This is a genomic window from Deinococcus humi (assembly GCF_014201875.1).
Classification (GTDB): Bacteria; Deinococcota; Deinococci; order Deinococcales; family Deinococcaceae; genus Deinococcus; species Deinococcus humi.
Genome location: NZ_JACHFL010000003.1, coordinates 122,239 through 139,706, shown reverse-complemented (window position 1 = coordinate 139,706; position 17,468 = coordinate 122,239). Strand labels below are relative to the sequence as shown.

The 17,468-nt window shown below is 63.7% G+C and carries 13 protein-coding genes; 6 read left to right on the top strand and 7 right to left on the bottom strand.

Annotation, left to right across the window (positions count from 1 at the left end):
• Positions 1-16: 16 nt before the first annotated feature.
• Entirely contained in the window at positions 17-793 is a 777-nt protein-coding gene (locus HNQ08_RS07440) for a hypothetical protein (protein ID WP_184129314.1), read from the bottom strand.
• Complete coding sequence (gene uvrA, locus HNQ08_RS07435; RefSeq protein ID WP_184129311.1) at positions 790-3,816, bottom strand: excinuclease ABC subunit UvrA; 3,027 nt, start codon at positions 3,814-3,816, stop codon at positions 790-792. The genes HNQ08_RS07440 and uvrA overlap by 4 nt, the downstream gene beginning before the upstream one ends.
• 369 nt (positions 3,817-4,185) lie before the next feature.
• Here uvrA and obgE point away from each other — a divergent pair, with 369 nt between their 5' ends.
• Entirely contained in the window at positions 4,186-5,526 is a 1,341-nt protein-coding gene (gene obgE / locus HNQ08_RS07430; RefSeq protein ID WP_184129308.1) for a GTPase ObgE, read from the top strand.
• A gap of 62 nt (positions 5,527-5,588) precedes the next feature.
• On the opposite strand, the gene HNQ08_RS07425 is transcribed toward obgE, so the two are convergent.
• Complete coding sequence (locus tag HNQ08_RS07425; protein ID WP_184129305.1) at positions 5,589-5,930, bottom strand: DNA-binding protein; 342 nt, start codon at positions 5,928-5,930, stop codon at positions 5,589-5,591.
• A gap of 258 nt (positions 5,931-6,188) precedes the next feature.
• Here HNQ08_RS07425 and HNQ08_RS07420 point away from each other — a divergent pair, with 258 nt between their 5' ends.
• Positions 6,189-7,991, top strand: a complete 1,803-nt coding sequence (locus HNQ08_RS07420; protein ID WP_184129302.1) for a hypothetical protein — start codon at positions 6,189-6,191, stop codon at positions 7,989-7,991.
• Between the two features lie 165 nt (positions 7,992-8,156).
• Here the strand turns inward: HNQ08_RS07420 and HNQ08_RS07415 are convergent, their stop codons facing one another.
• Both HNQ08_RS07415 and mqnC read right to left on the bottom strand, forming a co-directional pair.
• Complete coding sequence (locus tag HNQ08_RS07415) at positions 8,157-8,576, bottom strand: hypothetical protein (protein WP_184129299.1); 420 nt, start codon at positions 8,574-8,576, stop codon at positions 8,157-8,159.
• A gap of 3 nt (positions 8,577-8,579) precedes the next feature.
• Complete coding sequence (gene mqnC, locus HNQ08_RS07410; protein ID WP_184129295.1) at positions 8,580-9,770, bottom strand: cyclic dehypoxanthinyl futalosine synthase; 1,191 nt, start codon at positions 9,768-9,770, stop codon at positions 8,580-8,582.
• Positions 9,771-9,909: 139 nt separating this feature from the next.
• On the opposite strand from mqnC, the gene gnd reads away from it, so the two are divergent.
• The 4 genes from gnd (at position 9,910) to pgl (ending at position 14,473) form a co-directional block, all read left to right on the top strand.
• Positions 9,910-11,064, top strand: a complete 1,155-nt coding sequence (gnd, locus tag HNQ08_RS07405; RefSeq protein WP_268240008.1) for a phosphogluconate dehydrogenase (NAD(+)-dependent, decarboxylating) — start codon at positions 9,910-9,912, stop codon at positions 11,062-11,064.
• On the top strand, positions 11,061-12,737 hold the full coding sequence (gene zwf / locus HNQ08_RS07400) for a glucose-6-phosphate dehydrogenase (RefSeq protein ID WP_184129292.1): 1,677 nt from the start codon (positions 11,061-11,063) through the stop codon (positions 12,735-12,737). Before gnd ends, zwf begins: the two co-directional genes overlap by 4 nt.
• A gap of 70 nt (positions 12,738-12,807) precedes the next feature.
• The gene (locus tag HNQ08_RS07395) at positions 12,808-13,752 is read left to right on the top strand and encodes a glucose-6-phosphate dehydrogenase assembly protein OpcA (RefSeq protein WP_184129289.1); all 945 of its coding nucleotides are present in this window, start codon (positions 12,808-12,810) and stop codon (positions 13,750-13,752) included.
• A gap of 52 nt (positions 13,753-13,804) precedes the next feature.
• The gene (gene pgl / locus HNQ08_RS07390; RefSeq protein WP_184129285.1) at positions 13,805-14,473 is read left to right on the top strand and encodes a 6-phosphogluconolactonase; all 669 of its coding nucleotides are present in this window, start codon (positions 13,805-13,807) and stop codon (positions 14,471-14,473) included.
• 149 nt (positions 14,474-14,622) lie between these two features.
• On the opposite strand, the gene HNQ08_RS07385 is transcribed toward pgl, so the two are convergent.
• A complete protein-coding gene (locus tag HNQ08_RS07385) occupies positions 14,623-15,633 on the bottom strand; it encodes a GGDEF domain-containing protein (RefSeq protein ID WP_184129282.1) in 1,011 nt (336 codons plus the stop codon).
• Positions 15,634-15,984: 351 nt separating this feature from the next.
• A complete protein-coding gene (gene ychF, locus HNQ08_RS07380; protein WP_184129279.1) occupies positions 15,985-17,088 on the bottom strand; it encodes a redox-regulated ATPase YchF in 1,104 nt (367 codons plus the stop codon).
• Positions 17,089-17,468 lie beyond the last annotated feature (380 nt).

The following is a 17,468-nucleotide window of genomic DNA, read 5'->3' as shown; positions in this document are numbered from 1 at the left end:
ATGGAAAGTCTGAGGATCAGGCCGGCAGGCCCACGGCGGCAGTCTGCCGTCCACGCCGCCGCAGCCACAGCCCGATCAACTGCCGCACCAGGCTGAATCCCAGGCCCGCCAGCATGGCGATCAGGGCCGCGCGCAGAAACGTGTCGTTGGCAGGCAGCTTAAGGGTGGGATCAAACTTGGTCCCGAAGCGTGCCACCGCCAGCAGCGTTCCGGCATACAGCAGGCCCGCGAACGGCAGCACCAGCACGCCGCCCGAGTGCTTGACCAGCAGCAGCGCCATCAATGCTCCGCCCACCAGCGGCAGAATGACCAGCCATTGCGCCGGCGGCAACGAGGGGCTGAAATAGCCCAGCCCGCCCAACAGCAGCCCCAGATAACCGAACCAGCCACCGAACTCGTCAGCCACGATCACCAGGAAGACCCACACCAGCAGGCTGTTGTACCACTCGCCGGGCGTCCACATAACGTAGGCCAGCGCCCCCAGCACCGCCCAGCCACCCAGCAGGCGCAGGAGATTCAGGAAGCGGGTGCGGTAGGGCCGCTCCTCCTCGGCCCGGCTGGGCAGGGGGGTCAGCGGCGGCGCGGCGCGGGCGGGCGAAGGGCGTCCCAGCTCTTCGCCCTGCCCGGAGGTTTTGGTCAGATTGACCACAGCGCCTCCACTGGGCCGCGCCACCACCGTCTGCTCCGCGTCCGCCGATGCCGAGGAGGTGACTTCGGCAACAGCCTGTTCCCCGGCGGGCTGGACGGCTTCAGGGTGCAGATCAGACTGCTCGGACGCGGGCGGTTTGGTCATGCTGCCCCTTTCTTAGCACGAGACTTGCGGGCGGGGGCTGAGAGGACCAGTTCGCGCTCCTTCTTTTCCGCCGTCGCAGCCACAATGCCCGGCACGCGGCTCAGGTACTCCCCGGTGTAACTCGTGGCATGGGCGGCCAGTTCCTCTGGCGTTCCAGTGGCGACAATCGTGCCGCCGCGCACGCCACCTTCCGGCCCCAGGTCAATGATGTGATCGGCGCGTTTCATCACGTCCAGGTTGTGCTCGATGATGACCAGGGTGTTGCCGCCCTCCACCAGCCGGTCCAGCACTTCCATCAGTTTGCGGACGTCCTCGAAATGCAGGCCCGTGGTGGGCTCGTCCAGGATGTAGATGGTCTTGCCGGTGGCCCGCTTGGACAGTTCGGAGGCCAGCTTGATGCGCTGCGCCTCGCCGCCCGACAGCGTGGTGCTGGGTTGCCCGATCCGCATGTAGCCAAGCCCCACGTCGAGAAGCAGTTGCATCTTGCGCTCGATATTGGGAATCGCCTCGAAGAAGGTGTGTGCCTCCTCCACGGTCATGTTCAGCACGTCGCTGATGGTCTTGTGGTTGTACTTGACCTCCAGCGTCTCGCGGTTGTAGCGCGCACCCTTGCAGACCTCACACGGCACGTAGATGTCCGGCAGGAAGTTCATCTCGATCTTCATGACGCCGTCGCCCTTGCAGTGTTCGCAGCGCCCGCCCTTGACGTTGAAGGAAAAACGTCCGGCCAGGTAACCGCGCCGCCGCGCCTCATTGGTGCGGGTGAACAAGTCACGAATCTCGGTAAAAACGCCGGTGTAGGTGGCCGGGTTGCTGCGGGGCGTGCGGCCGATCGGGGACTGATCAATCTCGATCACCTTGTCCAGCTGGTCCATGCCCTCGATGCGGTCATATCTGCCCGGCGTGGTCTTCGCGCCGTTCAGCTCGCGGGCCAGCGTGGCGTGCAGGATGTCGTGAATCAGGGTGCTCTTGCCGCTGCCGGACGGCCCGGTCACGACGGTCATGGTGCCCAGCGGAATCTCGGCGTCCACGTTCTTCAGGTTGTGCTCGCGCGCGCCGAAGATTTTCAGCTTCTTGCCATTGCCCCGTCGGCGAGAGGTGGGCACGTCGATCTTCAATTCGCCGCGCAGATACTTCCCAGTCAGGCTCTTGGGGTTGGCCCTGACCTCCTGCGGCGTGCCCACCGCCACCACCTCGCCGCCGTGAACGCCCGCGCCCGGCCCCATGTCGACCAGATAGTCGGCCTCCAGCATGGTGTCCTCGTCGTGCTCGACCACCAGCAGCGTGTTGCCCAGATCACGCAGGTTCTTGAGCGTGCCGATCAATCGTCCGTTGTCCTTGGGATGCAGCCCGATGCTGGGTTCGTCCAGCACGTACAGGACACCGGTCAGGCCCGATCCCACCTGGGTGGCCAGGCGGATGCGCTGCGCCTCGCCGCCCGAGAGCGTGTTGGCGGTACGGTCCAGCGACAGGTAGTCCAGTCCCACGTCCACCATGAATTTCAGGCGGGTGCGGATGGCCTTCAGGACGGGCACGGCCACGGCTGCGCCAAACGCGTTCAGGGTGTACTCGTAGTGGCGCGGCGCGTGGGCGCGCGCCGTGCCGCCCAGATGGCCCTTCAGGTACGCGGCAATCGCGTCATGGTTGAGGGTTCCGTCCTGCAGACCCCCAAAAAAGGCATCCGCCTCCAGCACGCTCATGCCGCCCACCTGCGCGATGTTCAGTCCACCCACGCGCACCGCCAGGATCTCAGGCTTGTAGCGGGTGCCGCCGCAGGTGGGGCAGGGGCTGAGTTCCATCAGTTCCTCAAGCTTCTCGCGCATGAACTCCGATTCAGTGTCGGCGTAGCGGCGCTCCAGGTTGGTCAGGACCCCCTCGAACTCGGTCATGAACCGCATGGTTTCCTTGCCGCCCCGTCGATACACCACCTCGAAGGGCTGGCCGGGGCCATGCAGGATGGCCTTCTGTGCCGCAGCTGGCAGGTCCCGCCACGGCGTCTTGAGGTTGAATTCCAGATGCTCGGCCAGCGCCTGCAACTTGTCCCAGTAGTAGATGCCGCCGCCCGTACCCTTCTTGCTCCAGGGCAGGATGGCCCCCTCGGCCACCGAGAGCTTCTCGTCAATGACCAGCTCAGGCGAGAATTCATTCTTGCTGCCCAGGCCCGCACAATCACCGCACGCGCCATACGGAGAGTTGAAGGAGAACGAACGGGGTTCAAGTTCCTCCAGCACGCTGCCGTGTTCGGGGCAGGCGAACTTCTCGGAGTACAGCTCCTCGTGCGCGCCGCCGTCTTCCGCAGCATCCGGCAGCAGCACGCGCAGCAGGCTCTCGCCCCGGCGCAGGCCCAGCTCCACACTCTCGGCAATGCGGCTACGGTCGGTCTCACGCAGGGTCACGCGGTCGATGACCACGTCCACATCATGCTTCTCGAACTTTTCCAGCTTCAGCTTCTCGGCCTCGTCCAGTTCGTACAGCGTGCCGTCCACCCGTACGCGGGCAAAGCCCTCGCGGCGCAGATCGCCGAACAGCTTGCGGTACTCGCCCTTGCGTCCCCGCACCACCGGAGCCAGCAGGATGGCACGCTTGTCGGGAAATTCGGACAGCAATCGGTCGGTGATCTCGCTGGGACTCTGCTTCTCGATCTTGCGTCCACAGACCGGGCAGTACGGTGTCCCGACGCGGGCATACAGCAGTCGCAGGTAATCGTGAATCTCGGTGACGGTGCCCACCGTGCTGCGCGGGTTGTGGCTGGTGGTGCGCTGATCGATGGAGATGGCCGGCGACAGTCCGGTGATGCTTTCCACGTCCGGCTTCTCCATCAGGCCCAGGAACTGGCGCGCGTAGGCCGACAGGCTTTCGACGTAGCGGCGCTGACCCTCAGCGTAGATGGTGTCAAAGGCCAGCGTGCTCTTCCCGCTGCCCGACACGCCGGTAATCACGATGAACTGATCGCGCGGCAGCTCCACGGTGATGTCTTTGAGGTTGTGTTCCTTCGCGCCGCGCACCACTAGATTATTTTGCAAGAGGATCGCTCCCTTCTTTTGCTGAAAAGCGCGGTCAGCACGTCAAATCGGGCCGCGCAGGATTCTGTCTGATGCGTAAGAGATGCCACGCCCTCCGCTCTGAAACGGGATATTCTAGCAGGTTAGGGCAGGTTGGGGCCAGAGCAGGGCCGCATTTAAAATTCACGGTGAAGGCGGGGTCCTCACGGCCTGTTCCTCCACCCAGTCCCATGTGCCCTCTCGCCCATCTCCCTGCCGCCTGATAAGCTGCATTGATTTGGCGGCCCCAGCGCCGCGCTCATTTCAAGTGTGGGCATGTGGGCGCTGAGGGCTGTGGATTTGCGGCCAGACGTGGGTTCACGCTCTGAAGTCCGTGCAAAGGAGTGGGTTGTGGCGTTTCGAGATGTACTAAATATTGAAGTCAATGCAGGCAATGGTGGAGACGGCAGCATGAGTTTCCACCGGGCCAAATACATGGAGAAGGGCGGTCCGGATGGCGGGCACGGCGGACGCGGGGGCAACATCATTCTGCGGGCCATCGAGGGCGTGGAGTCGCTGGAACGGCTGGTGGGGCGCCGCAAATTCAAGGCCCCCAACGGCGCCTACGGCGAGGGCCGTCTGCGTCAGGGGAGCGACGGCGAGGATGTGTTTATCGACGTTCCCGTGGGCACCACCGCCTTCGACGAGGACAGCGGCAAGGTCATCGCCGATCTGGTGCGCGTGGGGCAGGAAAAAATCATCGCGCGCGGAGGCTACGGCGGGCGCGGCAACAGCACCTTTGCCAGCAGCACGCGGCAGGCTCCCCGTTTCGCGGAGCTGGGCACGCCGGGGCAGAAGCGCCGGGTGCGCCTGGAACTGCGCCTCATCGCGGACGTGGGGCTGGTGGGCTACCCCAACGCAGGCAAGAGCAGCCTGCTGGCGGCACTGTCACGGGCCAACCCGGCAATTGCCGAGTACCCCTTCACCACCCTCTCCCCCATCCTGGGCGTCGTGGACCGTGTGGATGAGCAGGGCAACCAGATCGAGGAGCGGTTCACGCTGGCCGACATTCCCGGCATCATTGAGGGAGCCAGTGAGGGCAAGGGTCTGGGGCTGGAATTCCTGCGTCACATCAGCCGCACGCGCGTGCTGGTGTACGTGCTCGACGTGACCCGTGACCCGGTGGAGGAAATGCGCCAGCTTCAGGCCGAGCTGCGCGCTTACGATCCCACCCTGCTGGAAAATGTCGCCTTGATCGCGCTGAACAAGGTGGAGCTGGTGGAGGATGACCTGGGCGTGATGGTGGAGGACGAGCTGGCCGAATTTGGCCTGCCTGTGCTGCGCGTGAGCGCCAAGACGCGCGAGGGCTTGGACATGCTGCGCGAAACCCTGTTCCAGATGCTGCCGGACCGCGAACTGTGGGCGCAGCAGAACGCCCTGGAAATCGAGCCCGACGAGGTGCAGGCGCAAGCGCTGAGCATCACCTTCCGCGAAGATCCGCCCGCCAAGGGTGTGGGCATCATCACCACCGGAGAGAACGAGCGGGTCTGGGAGATTCATGGAGGCGGCTTCGAGGAACGCATCTCGCGCTTTTCGCGCTACATGGAAGACGCCTCCGAATACCTGGGCGGGGTCTTCAAGCGCCAGGGGCTGTACAACGCCTTGCGGCGGGCCGGGGCGCGCGAAGGCGACACGGTGGAAATCGGCAGCTTCCGTTTCGAGTACTTCGACGATGAGGGCGACAAGAACTGACCGCTGGACAGGGCGGGGCTGGAGCAGCAATTGCGCTCCGGCCCCCGCGCATTTCGCTTCCCTTAGCCTTTCTGTTCCTTCTCGTCACGCTCGTCGAGCTTTTTCACGACGCCCTCGCTCCACTCGCGGCCCTCGTCGCCGCCCCACAGCATCCAGGCAATGTACCCGCGTGAGGGCCTCTCGTCCCCCTGACCCGTTTCGTCCAAATTGTCCCCGGCGTGGCGCGGGAAATACTGCGAGACATGGCGCACCTCTTCCTCGGTCAGGTCGCCACCTTCCGCAAGTTGCTCGGCCATATGTTCGCCGACTTCTGTACCACCGAAGCCATACTCGTCACGCAATTTCAGTGCCCTCTTCGCATTTTCCTGCACGCTTTTCGGGATCGAAAGGTCAATGTGTGCCATACCTCAAGGTGCCACTCGGCTGGAGTCGCCGATGGTATGGCCGACTGCCAATTCAAGAAACGCTTCAGAACCAGTCAGCGCGCAGCGGACTGGCAGACAGTTTTTTGTATGAGTGCCCGGCGCATAGTGGCCGGAAGATGCCGGAGGCGGTCCAGAAGCGATGGGGCCTGATCCCACGACTCCCGAAAGTGGGCCCGGCCGCCCCGTGCCTGAGATACGTCCCCGCGCCGCAGGATGACGCGTGATATGGACAGCGGCATGAACTCTTCTCCAGGCCTGGGGGAGCGCTGGGCAGAACTCGTCGAGCTCTACGAGTACCGCGTGGCCGATACGCTGCAGGGCCGGGTGCCCCGCAGCGGACGGCGTGCGCTGGCCAACCTGCGTGAAGAATTGCTGAGCGCGCCGCTGGAATCGGCGCTGTACCGACGGCTGCTGGAGGCAGATCGTCAGTTCCGTGCGTATCAGAAAACCCTCAGCAGGCCGCAGGCCGCCTCTCCCCTGCCCCCACAACAGGCTCTCTGGGATGTCACGCCGAACAGCGAGTCCGAGGAGGCGCAGGCGTGGCACGAGTTGCACGTGCTGGCCTGGGGAGACGCCGCGCGCGCTGCCCTGAAGAGCCACCTGGCCGACTGGCGCCGAGAGCCAGAACTGCTCAGCCTGCGGGTGCTGTACGCCGCGCTGGAAAACGCCGAGCGGGCCGGGCAGGCGGGGCTGGCCGGTCAAATCACCTTCGCTGTCCCCAAACTGAACGATCCACTGACCGCTCTGGACAACCCCCAGGTCCTGCAGGTGCTGATGGAGGCCGCGGTTGAACTGCTGCTTCAGCCTGGCGGAAGTGCGCGGCTGGAAACAGCCCTGACACAGATTCAGGAGACGCCCTTTCCACGTCACCCCGATGAAGATGTCCTGCGGGCCTGGGTGGCCGCCGCCGAGCGTGAACAACTGGCCCCTCAGGCCAAGGACACCCTGATCCAGGCCCTGCAGACCCAGTTCGAGCCCTCATCACGCGATCCACGTGAGCGTCCGGCTATCCGACAGGCGGCAAGAGACCTGACCGAGGGTCTGGGGCCACTGCTGGCCAGCGATCCGCAGCCGACGCTGGTCGGCGTTCCCAATCACAGCGTGCTGTACGCGGTCCAGCCCAACATCGCCCTGCGCGCGCCAGATGACGGCGCGGCTGACCTTGTCATTTACCTGCCGGGCGCCCAGGGCGTGCGCTGGCGGGAAACGGATTTCCACTGGCAGGCCATCGGTCACAACTGGCAACTGCTGGCCGGCAATCAGGTGGCGTTGCTGCAACCCCAGGCAGACCCCTTGGAACGCGGCGTGACCCTGAAACTGCCCCACACGCAGTTCCGGGCCTTCGTGAGTGGCGCGTACCTGCTGCTGCGTGCCCAGACCAGTCCACACGATGAACTGGTCCGACTGGTCTCGCTGGGCCGAGCCGTCTCGCTGCTGCTGGACCCGGCAGAATCGTACGCTGCCCTTCGCCTGGGCCGGGCCGCCGCCCAACTGCTGCGTGACGGCCGGGTGGATTCCGGATCTCTGACGGCCAGCAGCGCTGCCAAGTACGCCCTGGCCTCGCCTACCGCGCTGATGTGTTTTGCCCGCAAGGGGGCCGAGGCCCTGTGCGCCCACCTGGCCCCACACAATGCACAGGCCATTCTGGACACCCTGCGGGCTGCGGCGCGGCCGCTGGGGTTGACGGGCACCTGGGATGACCGACTGGCCGGAGCAATCGATGTCGCCGCCCACCGCTGGGAAGATTTGCCCCCCCCACTTAAGCAGAGTCGTGTCCACCTCCCCGTGGACGGTTCAGGCGTGTGCGTGGAACTGCGCGACGATCCGCCGCTATCGCTGCAGTTCGGCGCACGCGCCATCACGCTGCGCCGTGATTTCCGCAGGGAATGGGCGGTGATCATGCCAGGGCACGCGCCGATGCCCCTGCACGACTTGACAGTTGCGCGCGTTCCTGGGTTCAACGTAATTCTGGCCCGGCATGGGGATTGGCTGGCTGCCGCTGCTCAGCCGACCCAGGAAGCGGAGGTCAACGTCGGTTGAGTTGGGGCAGTTGCCGCAGAGAATATCGCCGCGCTGGCTGCACACAAAGCAACTGATGACCACTGTGGGGCCTGACCACAAAGCGCTTAAGTTGTAAGTCTCCAGTCCCAGAGCGAGACGGTGGCCTCCTCCAGCCCGTTCTAGTAGCGATTCCCTCTTTCCTCTCTAGCGGATAAACCACACGATCAGCCGGGTGACCTGTCCAGCGTCCTCGAAGACCTGTGAAAACGCGTCCCAGGCGTCGATCCGTGCCCGCATCTCTGGCGTGGCATATGGTTTCAGCAACGTCAGATCCTTGCGGCTCAGCCACGTTTCTCCAGTAATATCACCGTCCTCGAACAGCAGATCGGCACTGACCATGGTGCTGAGGTGCCTGGGATGGGCGCGGTCAGCCACGCCAGCACGCTCCAGCAGGCCCAACAGTTCGTCCGCGTTGGCGATCATGAAGCGGGCCTCGGCCTGCCAGGGACTGGGCTGTCCGGGTTCCATCAACTCCCCCGCTTCAGGCGGAGGGGTGGGGGCCGCGAGGGCGTCCCAGGCCTCAGCGGGGCCGCATTCACAGATGACGACGGCCAGCGCCAGCATGGCTTAACCAGCCGCCAGGGCGGCCCCCACGGCGCGGGCCTCTTCCGGGTTGGACTCGTGGTGGCCCAGCGCCGTCTGCACGTCGGGCCACTCGATGATCTCGAAACGGCTGTTGCGGATGGCCGGGGTAAAGCCGGCGTCCACCGCAATACGCACCAGTTCGCGCACGGTGGCCTTGTGGCGTCCGCCACCACCTGCCGCCGACACTACATTCTCTTCCAGCATGGTGGAGCCCAGATCGTTCGCCCCGTAATACAGCGCCGCTTGCGCCACCTTGAAGCCCTGCGCGGGCCAAGACGCCTGGATGTTGTGCAGGTTGTCCAGCGCGATACGGGCCACAGCCAGCTGTTGCAGGTACTCGTGTGCGGTGGCGCCGGGGGCCTTGCCGGCCAGCCGGGTGTGCTCGGTCTGCAGGGTCCACATCGCGAAGCCCGAGAAGCCGTTGCCGTTGTAGTCGCGGTTGGCCTTGTCCTGCTGCTCGCGGATCTTCAGGAGGTGGCTGGCGCGCTGGGCAAAGGTCTCGCCGAAGCCGATCACCATGGTGGCGATGGTATACAACCCCTTGCGCTGGGCAGCGTCGATGATGCGGAACCAGTCCTCGCTGCGAATGCGGGCAGGGGCGGCCCTGGCCCGGACGTCGTCTTCCAGGATCTCACCGCCTGCGCCTGGCAGGCCGTCCAGACCAGCCTCGATCAGGGTGTCCAGCAAGGCGTCCAGGCTCAGACCGAAGGTCTTCTCCATGAACAGCACTTCTTCCGGCGAGAACGCGTCGATGCGGATGGTGGGGTGATTTGCCTTGATGTGCCGCAGCAGACCGGTGTAATAGTCCAGACCCAGTTCGGGATTCACGCCGCCTTGCATCAGGATGCGGGTGCCACCGACCTCTTCAAGCTCCACGATCTTGGCGCTGATCTCCTGGTAGTCCAGGGTATAGCTGTCCTGCTGACGCCGGGTGCGGTAGAAGGCGCAGAAGTTGCAGCCCACATTGCAGATGTTCGTGTAGTTGATGTTGCGGTCGATCAGGAAGGTTACGGTGTCCGGGTCCCGCCTCTCCAGGCGCAGGGCGTTGGCGACCCCAGCCACGTCCGGCAGCGGCAGTCCGTACAGCGCCTCGATCTCGGCAGCATTCAGTCTTTCGCCGCGCGCAGCCTTGTCCAGCACTGCGGCGGGTGAAGTGGGGGAAAGGGCGGTCATACCGTCAACGTACCACTCCTGAATGCACCGTATTCCCGCCTGAAATACGCTCGCTGGCCCCGCCTCGCCTGCTGCGGCCAGTCAGGTGGCAATGAAGATCAGGACAAGTTTCTCCCAAGAATAGGCGCGCGTATCATGCTTGCTGGACAGTGAGACACACGGGGAATCCTGCAGACAGAAGCTATGGAAGCGTTTCCCCCTAACGGAGGTGAGCTCAATGAAAATGGGTATGATCGGTCTGGGCAAGATGGGCGGCAATATGGTCCTGCGCCTGACACGCGGTGGCCAGGAGGTCGTCGGCTTTGATCGCAGCGAGGAAAGCGTCGCGCTGATCGAGAAGCAGGGCGCGAAGGGCGCGCGCACGATGGACGAATTGATCGGGGCGCTGGGCGAGCCCGGTCAAAGAGCGGTGTGGGTGATGGTCCCGGCCGGCAAGATCACACAGTCGGTGATCGATGATCTCGGTCAGCGCCTGGCCCCCGGCGACATTGTGGTGGACGGCGGCAACAGCAATTTCAAGGACACCATGCGCCGCGCCGAGCACCTGGAGGCCAAGGGCATCCATATGGTGGATGTGGGCACTTCCGGTGGTGTCTGGGGCCTGTCCGAGGGCTACGCTATGATGGTGGGCGGCGCGGAAGAAGCTGTGGAGCGCATGCGCCCGGTCTTGGAAGTGCTGGCCCCTGAGCCGGATAAGGGCTGGGGACGGATGGGTCCGTCAGGATCCGGCCACTACGTCAAGATGGTCCACAACGGCATCGAGTACGGCATGATGCAGTCCTACGCCGAGGGTTTCGAGCTGATGCGTCACAAGGAGGAGTTTGGGCTGGACATGGCCCAGATCGCCGAGCTGTGGCGGTACGGCAGTGTCATCCGCTCGTGGTTGCTGGACCTGACGGCCGAGGCCCTCAAGAATTCGGCGGATTTCAACCAGCTCTCGGACTATGTGGCCGACAGCGGTGAGGGGCGCTGGACCATCATCGACAGCATCGAACAGGGGGTGCCAACCCCCGTGATGACGCTGGCGACCCAAATGCGCTTCCGCAGCCAGCAGGAAACGAGCTATGCCGGGCAGATGCTGTCGGCCATGCGCCGCGCCTTCGGCGGTCATGCGGTCAAGACGCTGGAAACGCCGAAAAAGGAAGGCTTCGTGCCGGAAGTGGAGCCGGGCCAGCACCCCAAGGCCGCTGCACCGGAAAACATTCACGCCTCCAGGGACGGGCAGCAGGGCGACGGGTCCATGCAAGAGCAACTGGGTGAAACCGGCCAGGAACGCGTTGAGGGCAACGAATGACTGCGAAGCGTGGCAAGAAGGCGGCGGAGCCTGAGCAGCCCTCCAATTCGGCTTCCGAAGGGGCAACCCAGAAAAAGCCCGTGACCAGGAAGGGTTCTTCCTCCTCAACTCCAGCGAGGTCGCGCAAGCGCACACGGAGCGCGGCTGGAGCCGACGGTCAGAACCCTTTCCGAGCCACCATGCGCCGGACCCGTGCCCCTGAACCGGCCACCCTGGTCATCTTTGGAGTGACGGGTGACCTGTCGCGACGGAAGCTGCTGCCCGCCATTTTCGGGCTGTGGCAGGACGGACTGCTGGGCAGCGCCTTCAATATCGTGGGCGTGGGCCGTCAGGAGATGACCGACGAGGAGTTCAAGGACTACGCGGTCAAGGCGTTGCAGGAGAGCAAGGAGACCGACACGATCCAGCCGGGCAGTCTGGAGAAATTCCGCGAACTGCTGTTCTACGAGTTCGGCGAGTTCGGTGAGGACGAGGTCTACGATCTGGTGGGCAAGGAACTGGACCGTGCCGAGGAAGCGCACGGCGGGCGCAAGAATGCGCTGTTCTACCTGTCCACCCCGCCCAGCCTGTTCGAGCCGATCAGCAATGGCCTGGGCCGCCTGGGCCTGGCTGATCAGTCCGAGGGCTGGCGCAGGCTCGTGATCGAGAAGCCTTTCGGACGCGATCTGGACAGCGCACGTCGGCTGAACGCCGCCATCCACGACACCTGGGACGAGTCGCAGGTCTACCGCATCGACCATTACCTGGGCAAGGAGACGGTGCAGAATCTCATGGCGATCCGCTTCGGCAACGCCATCTTTGAGCCGCTGTGGAACCGGGGCTACGTGGACCACGTCCAGATCACGGCGGCCGAGGACCTGGGCCTGGAAGGCCGCGCCGGATACTACGAGGAAGCGGGGATCGTGCGCGATATGCTGCAGAACCACCTGATGCAGCTGTTCGCGCTGACGGCGATGGAAGCGCCCGCCGCATTTGACGCCGACGCCATCCGCGACGAGAAGACCAAGGTGTTGCGGGCCGTCAAACCTATTCCCGCCGGACGTGTGGGAGAAGTGGCGGTCCGCGGTCAGTATGGCCCGGGCAGCATGGACGGTCAGAAGGTACCGGGCTACCGCGAGGAACCCGGCGTCGATGATGGCAGCCGCACCTCCACCTACGTGGCCGTCAAATTGGAAATCGACAACTGGCGCTGGCAGGGCGTGCCCTTCTTCCTGCGCACCGGCAAGCGCCTGCCCAAGAAGGTCACGGAAATCGCTGTGGTCTTCAAGCGGGCCCCGCTGGGCATCTTTCCTGGCGGCCTGGAACGCAACGTGCTGGCCTTCCGCATTCAGCCCGACGAGGGGGTCAGTCTGAAGTTTTCCTCCAAATCGCCGGGCCAGGAAATGGTCCTGCGCGAGGTCGTCATGGACTTCCGCTACGACGCTTTCGGGGCGCAGCTTGAAAGCCCGTATTCGAGGTTGCTGCTCGACGCCCTGATCGGTGACGCCACCCTGTTTCCGCGCGAGGACGAGGTGGACCATGCCTGGCAGATCGTCAGCGGCATTCTGGAGGCCTGGGACGTGCGCCCCGGCAAGGGCCAGACTCCCGATTTTCCCAATTACGCCGCCGGCACCTGGGGCCCGGAGGACGCGGAGAAGCTGATCGGCCCGGACCGGCGCTGGAGGCGGCTGTGAACGTGGAGAAGCGGCCTGGGGCTCCCCAGGACGTAGCAACTTTCAACCTGTACTCCCGAGGAGTGAACCTATGACCAGGCCCTCCGCCGACAAGACCATCGGTCCCGTCGAGACCTCCGTCCGCAAGGCGCAGGTGACGTTGGACGAACTGTGGGCGCAGACCAACGTGGAAACCCGGGCCTACACCGGCAATATCATTGCGCTCACCGTTCGCCAGCATCTCGGACGGGTGCAAGAGGCGCTGGCGGGCCTGGAAGGGCGTTACGCCGGGCGGCAGATCATCGGTGTGATGGACGGCACCGACGATCTGATGGTTCACGCCAGTCTGGTGTCCCAGCGCGGTGGAACCTTCGTGGAACGGCTGACCCTGGACGCCAGCACCGAGCAGCTTCAGGGCGCGATTCTCCCGCTGCTCCGCCCCGCTACCGTCAATCATGTGTGGTGGGGTGCGGACATCAAGCCCGGCGGGCCGCTGCTGCACGAGCTGACTGACATCGCCGATCAGGTGATCGCCGACAGTCTAACGCTGGACATTCCCCCGGCCCGGCACTATGCCCTGGCCGATCTGGGCTGGAGCCGCTCGGCGGGCTGGCGCGAAGCACTGGCACAGGTGTTCGACAGTCCCGAGGCGGCCCGGCAGTTGCCCCACGTCGACCACCTGACCGTGCGTTACGCCGGCCGTAAGGACCTCCCCGCCCGCCTGTACGCTGGATTCGTAGCCGACACATTGGGCTGGAAGAACCTGGACAGCGTGGAATTCAAGGCGGCCCGCTGCGGAAGGGAAAACGGCGATCTGTGTGGAGTGGAGCTGGCGGGCGAGGGCGTGCGCTTCTCTCTGGCCGCAGGCGAGGGCGACACCGCGCGGGTGGAGGCCGTCTGGGAGAATAAGAAACACGTTTCGGAGGTCAATGTGCCAGCCATGTCGCTGGCCGAGGGCTTGGGCCGCGTGATGGCCCGCCCGGAACGCGGAGAAATGTTCGAGCGGGCCTGGAAGCTGGCCAAGGCGACCCTGTGAGCGGGAGGCGAGCTGTAAACGGTGCCGCCTCAGCCCTCAGAGAAGGCCAGCCATGAACCTGCATGTCTTTCCCACAGCCCAGGCTGCAGCAGATGCTGCAGCAAATGCCTTCGCACGCGCAGCGCGCGAGGCCGTCGCGGCGCGCGGAGCCTTCCATATCGCCCTGTCGGGCGGCAGTACACCAGGGCTGATGTACGCGACCCTGCGAGAGTTGCCGGACATCCCGTGGAAGGCGGTCCACATCTATTTTGGTGACGAACGCAGTGTCGGGCCGGACAGCCCCGACAGCAATTACGGCGCGGCGCAGCGTGACCTGCTGGCCTACGTCCCAGTCCCGACAGCCCAGATTCACCGCATGGAAGGTGAGCGCCGCCCGCTGGAGGAGGCCGCCGCAGCCTACGCCGCCGCACTGCCCGAACGCCTGGATGTGAATCTGCTGGGCATGGGCGACGACGGCCACACTGCTAGCCTGTTTCCCAACACGGCGGCGCTGAGTGCAGACGGACGGGTGGTGGCCAACTGGGTGCCCCAGCAGGACACGTGGCGCATCACCATGACGTTTCCCGAGATCAATGCGGCCCGTCAACGCTGGCTGCTGGTGTCCGGAGCGAAGAAGGCCAAAGCCCTGAGCGACGTGCGCGCTGGACGTGGAAATCATCCTGTCGCGCGACTCCATGATCCGGTCTGGTTCGTGGACGCGGCGGCGGCGGCGGGGCAATAAGGGCACGCTCTTACCCGGCAGCTTCATAGGAACAGCGTGCGGAAGGGATATAGGGACGAATTGTAGACTCTCTCAAAGAGCGCGAAGCCTAATGATCCTGTTTGTCATTTGAACCTCGGTGACGTGGACATGCAGATCTAGACTGCCGTTTAGCTGGCAGGGCTGCGCCGCCACTCGGCCAGTCGAATATCATTGCGCCCCTGCTGCTTAGCGCTGTACATCGCCTCATCCGCGCGCGCGATCACAGTCTCGGGCAGCTCTCCGACATCCGCACTGGTCACTCCAAAGCAGGCGGTCACCCCCACCACCTCGCCGTGCCACTGCTGGCGCAGCTCATTACGTAGATTATTCAACAGCTTCCTGACCTGGCTGGCACCGAGCGGAGGCAGGATCAGCAAGAATTCCTCGCCACCCCAGCGGGCGGCCATCCCGCCGGGCGGCACAAGCGCCTGGGACAATTGCGCCACGCCGCGCAACACCAGGTCGCCTGCGGCGTGGCCGTGCTTATCATTGATCTGCTTGAAATGATCGAGATCGAACAGCACTACCGTGTATGCAGCTCTCCGCCCGGCCAGCTCCCGCAGACGCTCTTCGGCAGCCCGGCGGTTGGCAATGCCCGTCAGCACATCAACCAGGGCAGCCGAGCGTGAGGCCAGCAGTTGCGCCCGCTGCGCCCCAAAGGTCGACTGGATCAGAACCAGCACGCTGCTGCTCAGCAGGAACTGCGCCGTGGCACCGATCAGGCTCATGCGCGTTTCGGCGGGAACAGTCATAGCCAAGTGCCAGCCGCAGATGACCATGGCAATGCTCAGGATCAAGACGGCACGGGTAGCGGCGAGGCGCGGCGGATAAACGTAGAACACAGACGTATATAACACCGCAAACCAGTAAGTGTTCTCCGAAAGCGTTCTGGCTCCAGGCGGCATCACGCTGAACTGGTGGCTCAGGGCCAGCAACAGATAGGTGCAGGCACCTATAAAAGCCAGTGACAGGGCCTTCTCGTAGCGGATCAGTCCGATTGCCAGCAGCAACTGGGCGCTCAGCATCAGCGCTGACAGCAGAGGCAGTGCCCAGATGTCCAGAGCGTCGAAGTCAGGAGCCTGCGACCACAGCGCCGCCATGCTGGCACATACCTCAATGATGACCACCAGTAAGAACATTCGCCGCTGCCCGGGTTGCCAAGAGGACGATGGAACGCTGGTTGGTCGACGGCGGGACACGGACAAGGCAACTCCACAGACGAGCGATTGGGGTCCTGGCAGAATGGCGGATGCGTTCGCTTCAGGCTGCCCAGCCCCTAACCGCCAGAGACAAAGCAATGGTGGGCAGGTTCGTGACGGGCTGGAGACAGGATACACCGAGCTCTCCCAGGACACATCATCTATTTCGTTTATATGGCACGGATTTCAGCAGGTGTCACGCTCCATGAACGAGCCCAGTTATCGGAAGGGCTGCCAGAATGATCTATCAGCCCCACCTCGCCCGTCAATGCCATTTTTTCGAGCCAGGAATTACGAGCTGTGCAGGACGTTCATGATGTCCCCGTCCTTCATCACGTACTCCTTGCCCTCAGTGCGGACCCAACCCTTGGCCTTGGCCCCTACCCAGCCTCCGGCCTCCACCATCTTGTTCCACTCGATGACCTCGGCACGGATGAAACCACGTTCCAGATCGCTGTGGATTTCACCGGCTGCTTCAGGAGCCTTTTCGCCGTTGCGGATGGTCCATGCCCGGACCTCCTTCTCGCCACTGGTAATGAAGGTAATCAGACCCAGCGTCTGGTAGCCCACCTTGACCAGCTGGTCCAACCCGCTTTCCATGACGCCCAGATCGGTCAGGAACTCATGTGCCTCGTCTTCTGGCATCTCAGCCAGTTCACCCTCAATCTGCGCACTGATCTTGACCACGCTTGCGCCCTCGGCGGCAGCATATTCGCGGACTTGACGGACATATTCGTTGTCCTCAGTCAGGTCATCCTCACCCACATTCGCCACGTAGATCACAGGCTTGGTGGTGATCAGGCCGAAATCCTTGGGGACGGGAGCGTCATACTTGCCAGCGCGGGCGGGTTGACCCTCGCCCAGCACAGCCAGGATCTGCTCGGCCAGCTCAGCGTGTTCACGCGCCTCCTTGTCACCGCCCTTGCCCTTCTTCTGAAGATTGCCCAGCCGTTTTTCCAGTCCTGCCAGGTCCGCCAGAATCAGTTCGGTGTTGATGGTCTCGATATCGTCAAGCGGGTTGACGGATCCAGCCACATGCACCACGTTATCGTCGGCAAAGCAACGCACCACGTGGGCAATCGCGTCAGCCTCACGGATATTGGCCAGGAACTGATTGCCCAGGCCCTCGCCCTTGCTAGCCCCCTTGACCAGTCCTGCAATGTCCACAAACTCGACGAAGGTGGGGATAATAGGCGGCACGCGCTCACCCTTGGTGAACACTTTGCTCAGTGCGCTGAGACGCTCGTCCGGCACAGTTACACGGCCCACATTCGGCTCGATGGTGGCGAAAGGGTAGTTGGCCGCCAGCGCTCCCGCGCGGGTAATTGCGTTGAATAGTGTGCTTTTTCCGACATTCGGCAGTCCGACAATTCCAATACTCAGGTTAGAAGCCACAAAGACCCTCCAATTCCTCTCCCTACCACTCCAGCAGGGCAACCCTTTCAGTTTAGGGCAAATCCGGTGCGTGAAGGCTCTACCGTGTCCCACCGCCTAGCAGAACAAGGGGGTCTTGTATGGGTTCGATCCCTATGGCACCCGCGTCTCACAAAGACAATCACAGCTAATCGCACCTAATGGCGGCTTAGAAAGGCATTATTGGTTCGTGGTTCTCCTCTTGCAAAAGTCCGCTGTCGAGGATTAAAGTGCGTAGAATTCTCAATCAATGGTAGTCATGCGGCGCCCCTATGTAATGTGCATAATCCGCGTCCTATTGTAAAAAGGCCAGCTCACCTTGAATTTATTGGGGGCGAGGCCAAACACATTTTGCGACAACT

What these genes read in the sequence shown, in the direction of transcription:
- HNQ08_RS07385 (WP_184129282.1), bottom strand. Translation starts at nt 15,633, where the DNA reads ATGTTCTTACTGGTGGTCATCATTGAGGTATGTGCCAGCATGGCGGCG.
- HNQ08_RS07425 (WP_184129305.1), bottom strand. Translation starts at nt 5,930, where the DNA reads ATGGCACACATTGACCTTTCGATCCCGAAAAGCGTGCAGGAAAATGCG.
- mqnC (WP_184129295.1), bottom strand. Translation starts at nt 9,770, where the DNA reads ATGACCGCCCTTTCCCCCACTTCACCCGCCGCAGTGCTGGACAAGGCT.
- HNQ08_RS07440 (WP_184129314.1), bottom strand. Translation starts at nt 793, where the DNA reads ATGACCAAACCGCCCGCGTCCGAGCAGTCTGATCTGCACCCTGAAGCC.
- HNQ08_RS07395 (WP_184129289.1), top strand. Translation starts at nt 12,808, where the DNA reads ATGACCAGGCCCTCCGCCGACAAGACCATCGGTCCCGTCGAGACCTCC.
- HNQ08_RS07420 (WP_184129302.1), top strand. Translation starts at nt 6,189, where the DNA reads ATGAACTCTTCTCCAGGCCTGGGGGAGCGCTGGGCAGAACTCGTCGAG.
- HNQ08_RS07415 (WP_184129299.1), bottom strand. Translation starts at nt 8,576, where the DNA reads ATGCTGGCGCTGGCCGTCGTCATCTGTGAATGCGGCCCCGCTGAGGCC.
- zwf (WP_184129292.1), top strand. Translation starts at nt 11,061, where the DNA reads ATGACTGCGAAGCGTGGCAAGAAGGCGGCGGAGCCTGAGCAGCCCTCC.
- pgl (WP_184129285.1), top strand. Translation starts at nt 13,805, where the DNA reads ATGAACCTGCATGTCTTTCCCACAGCCCAGGCTGCAGCAGATGCTGCA.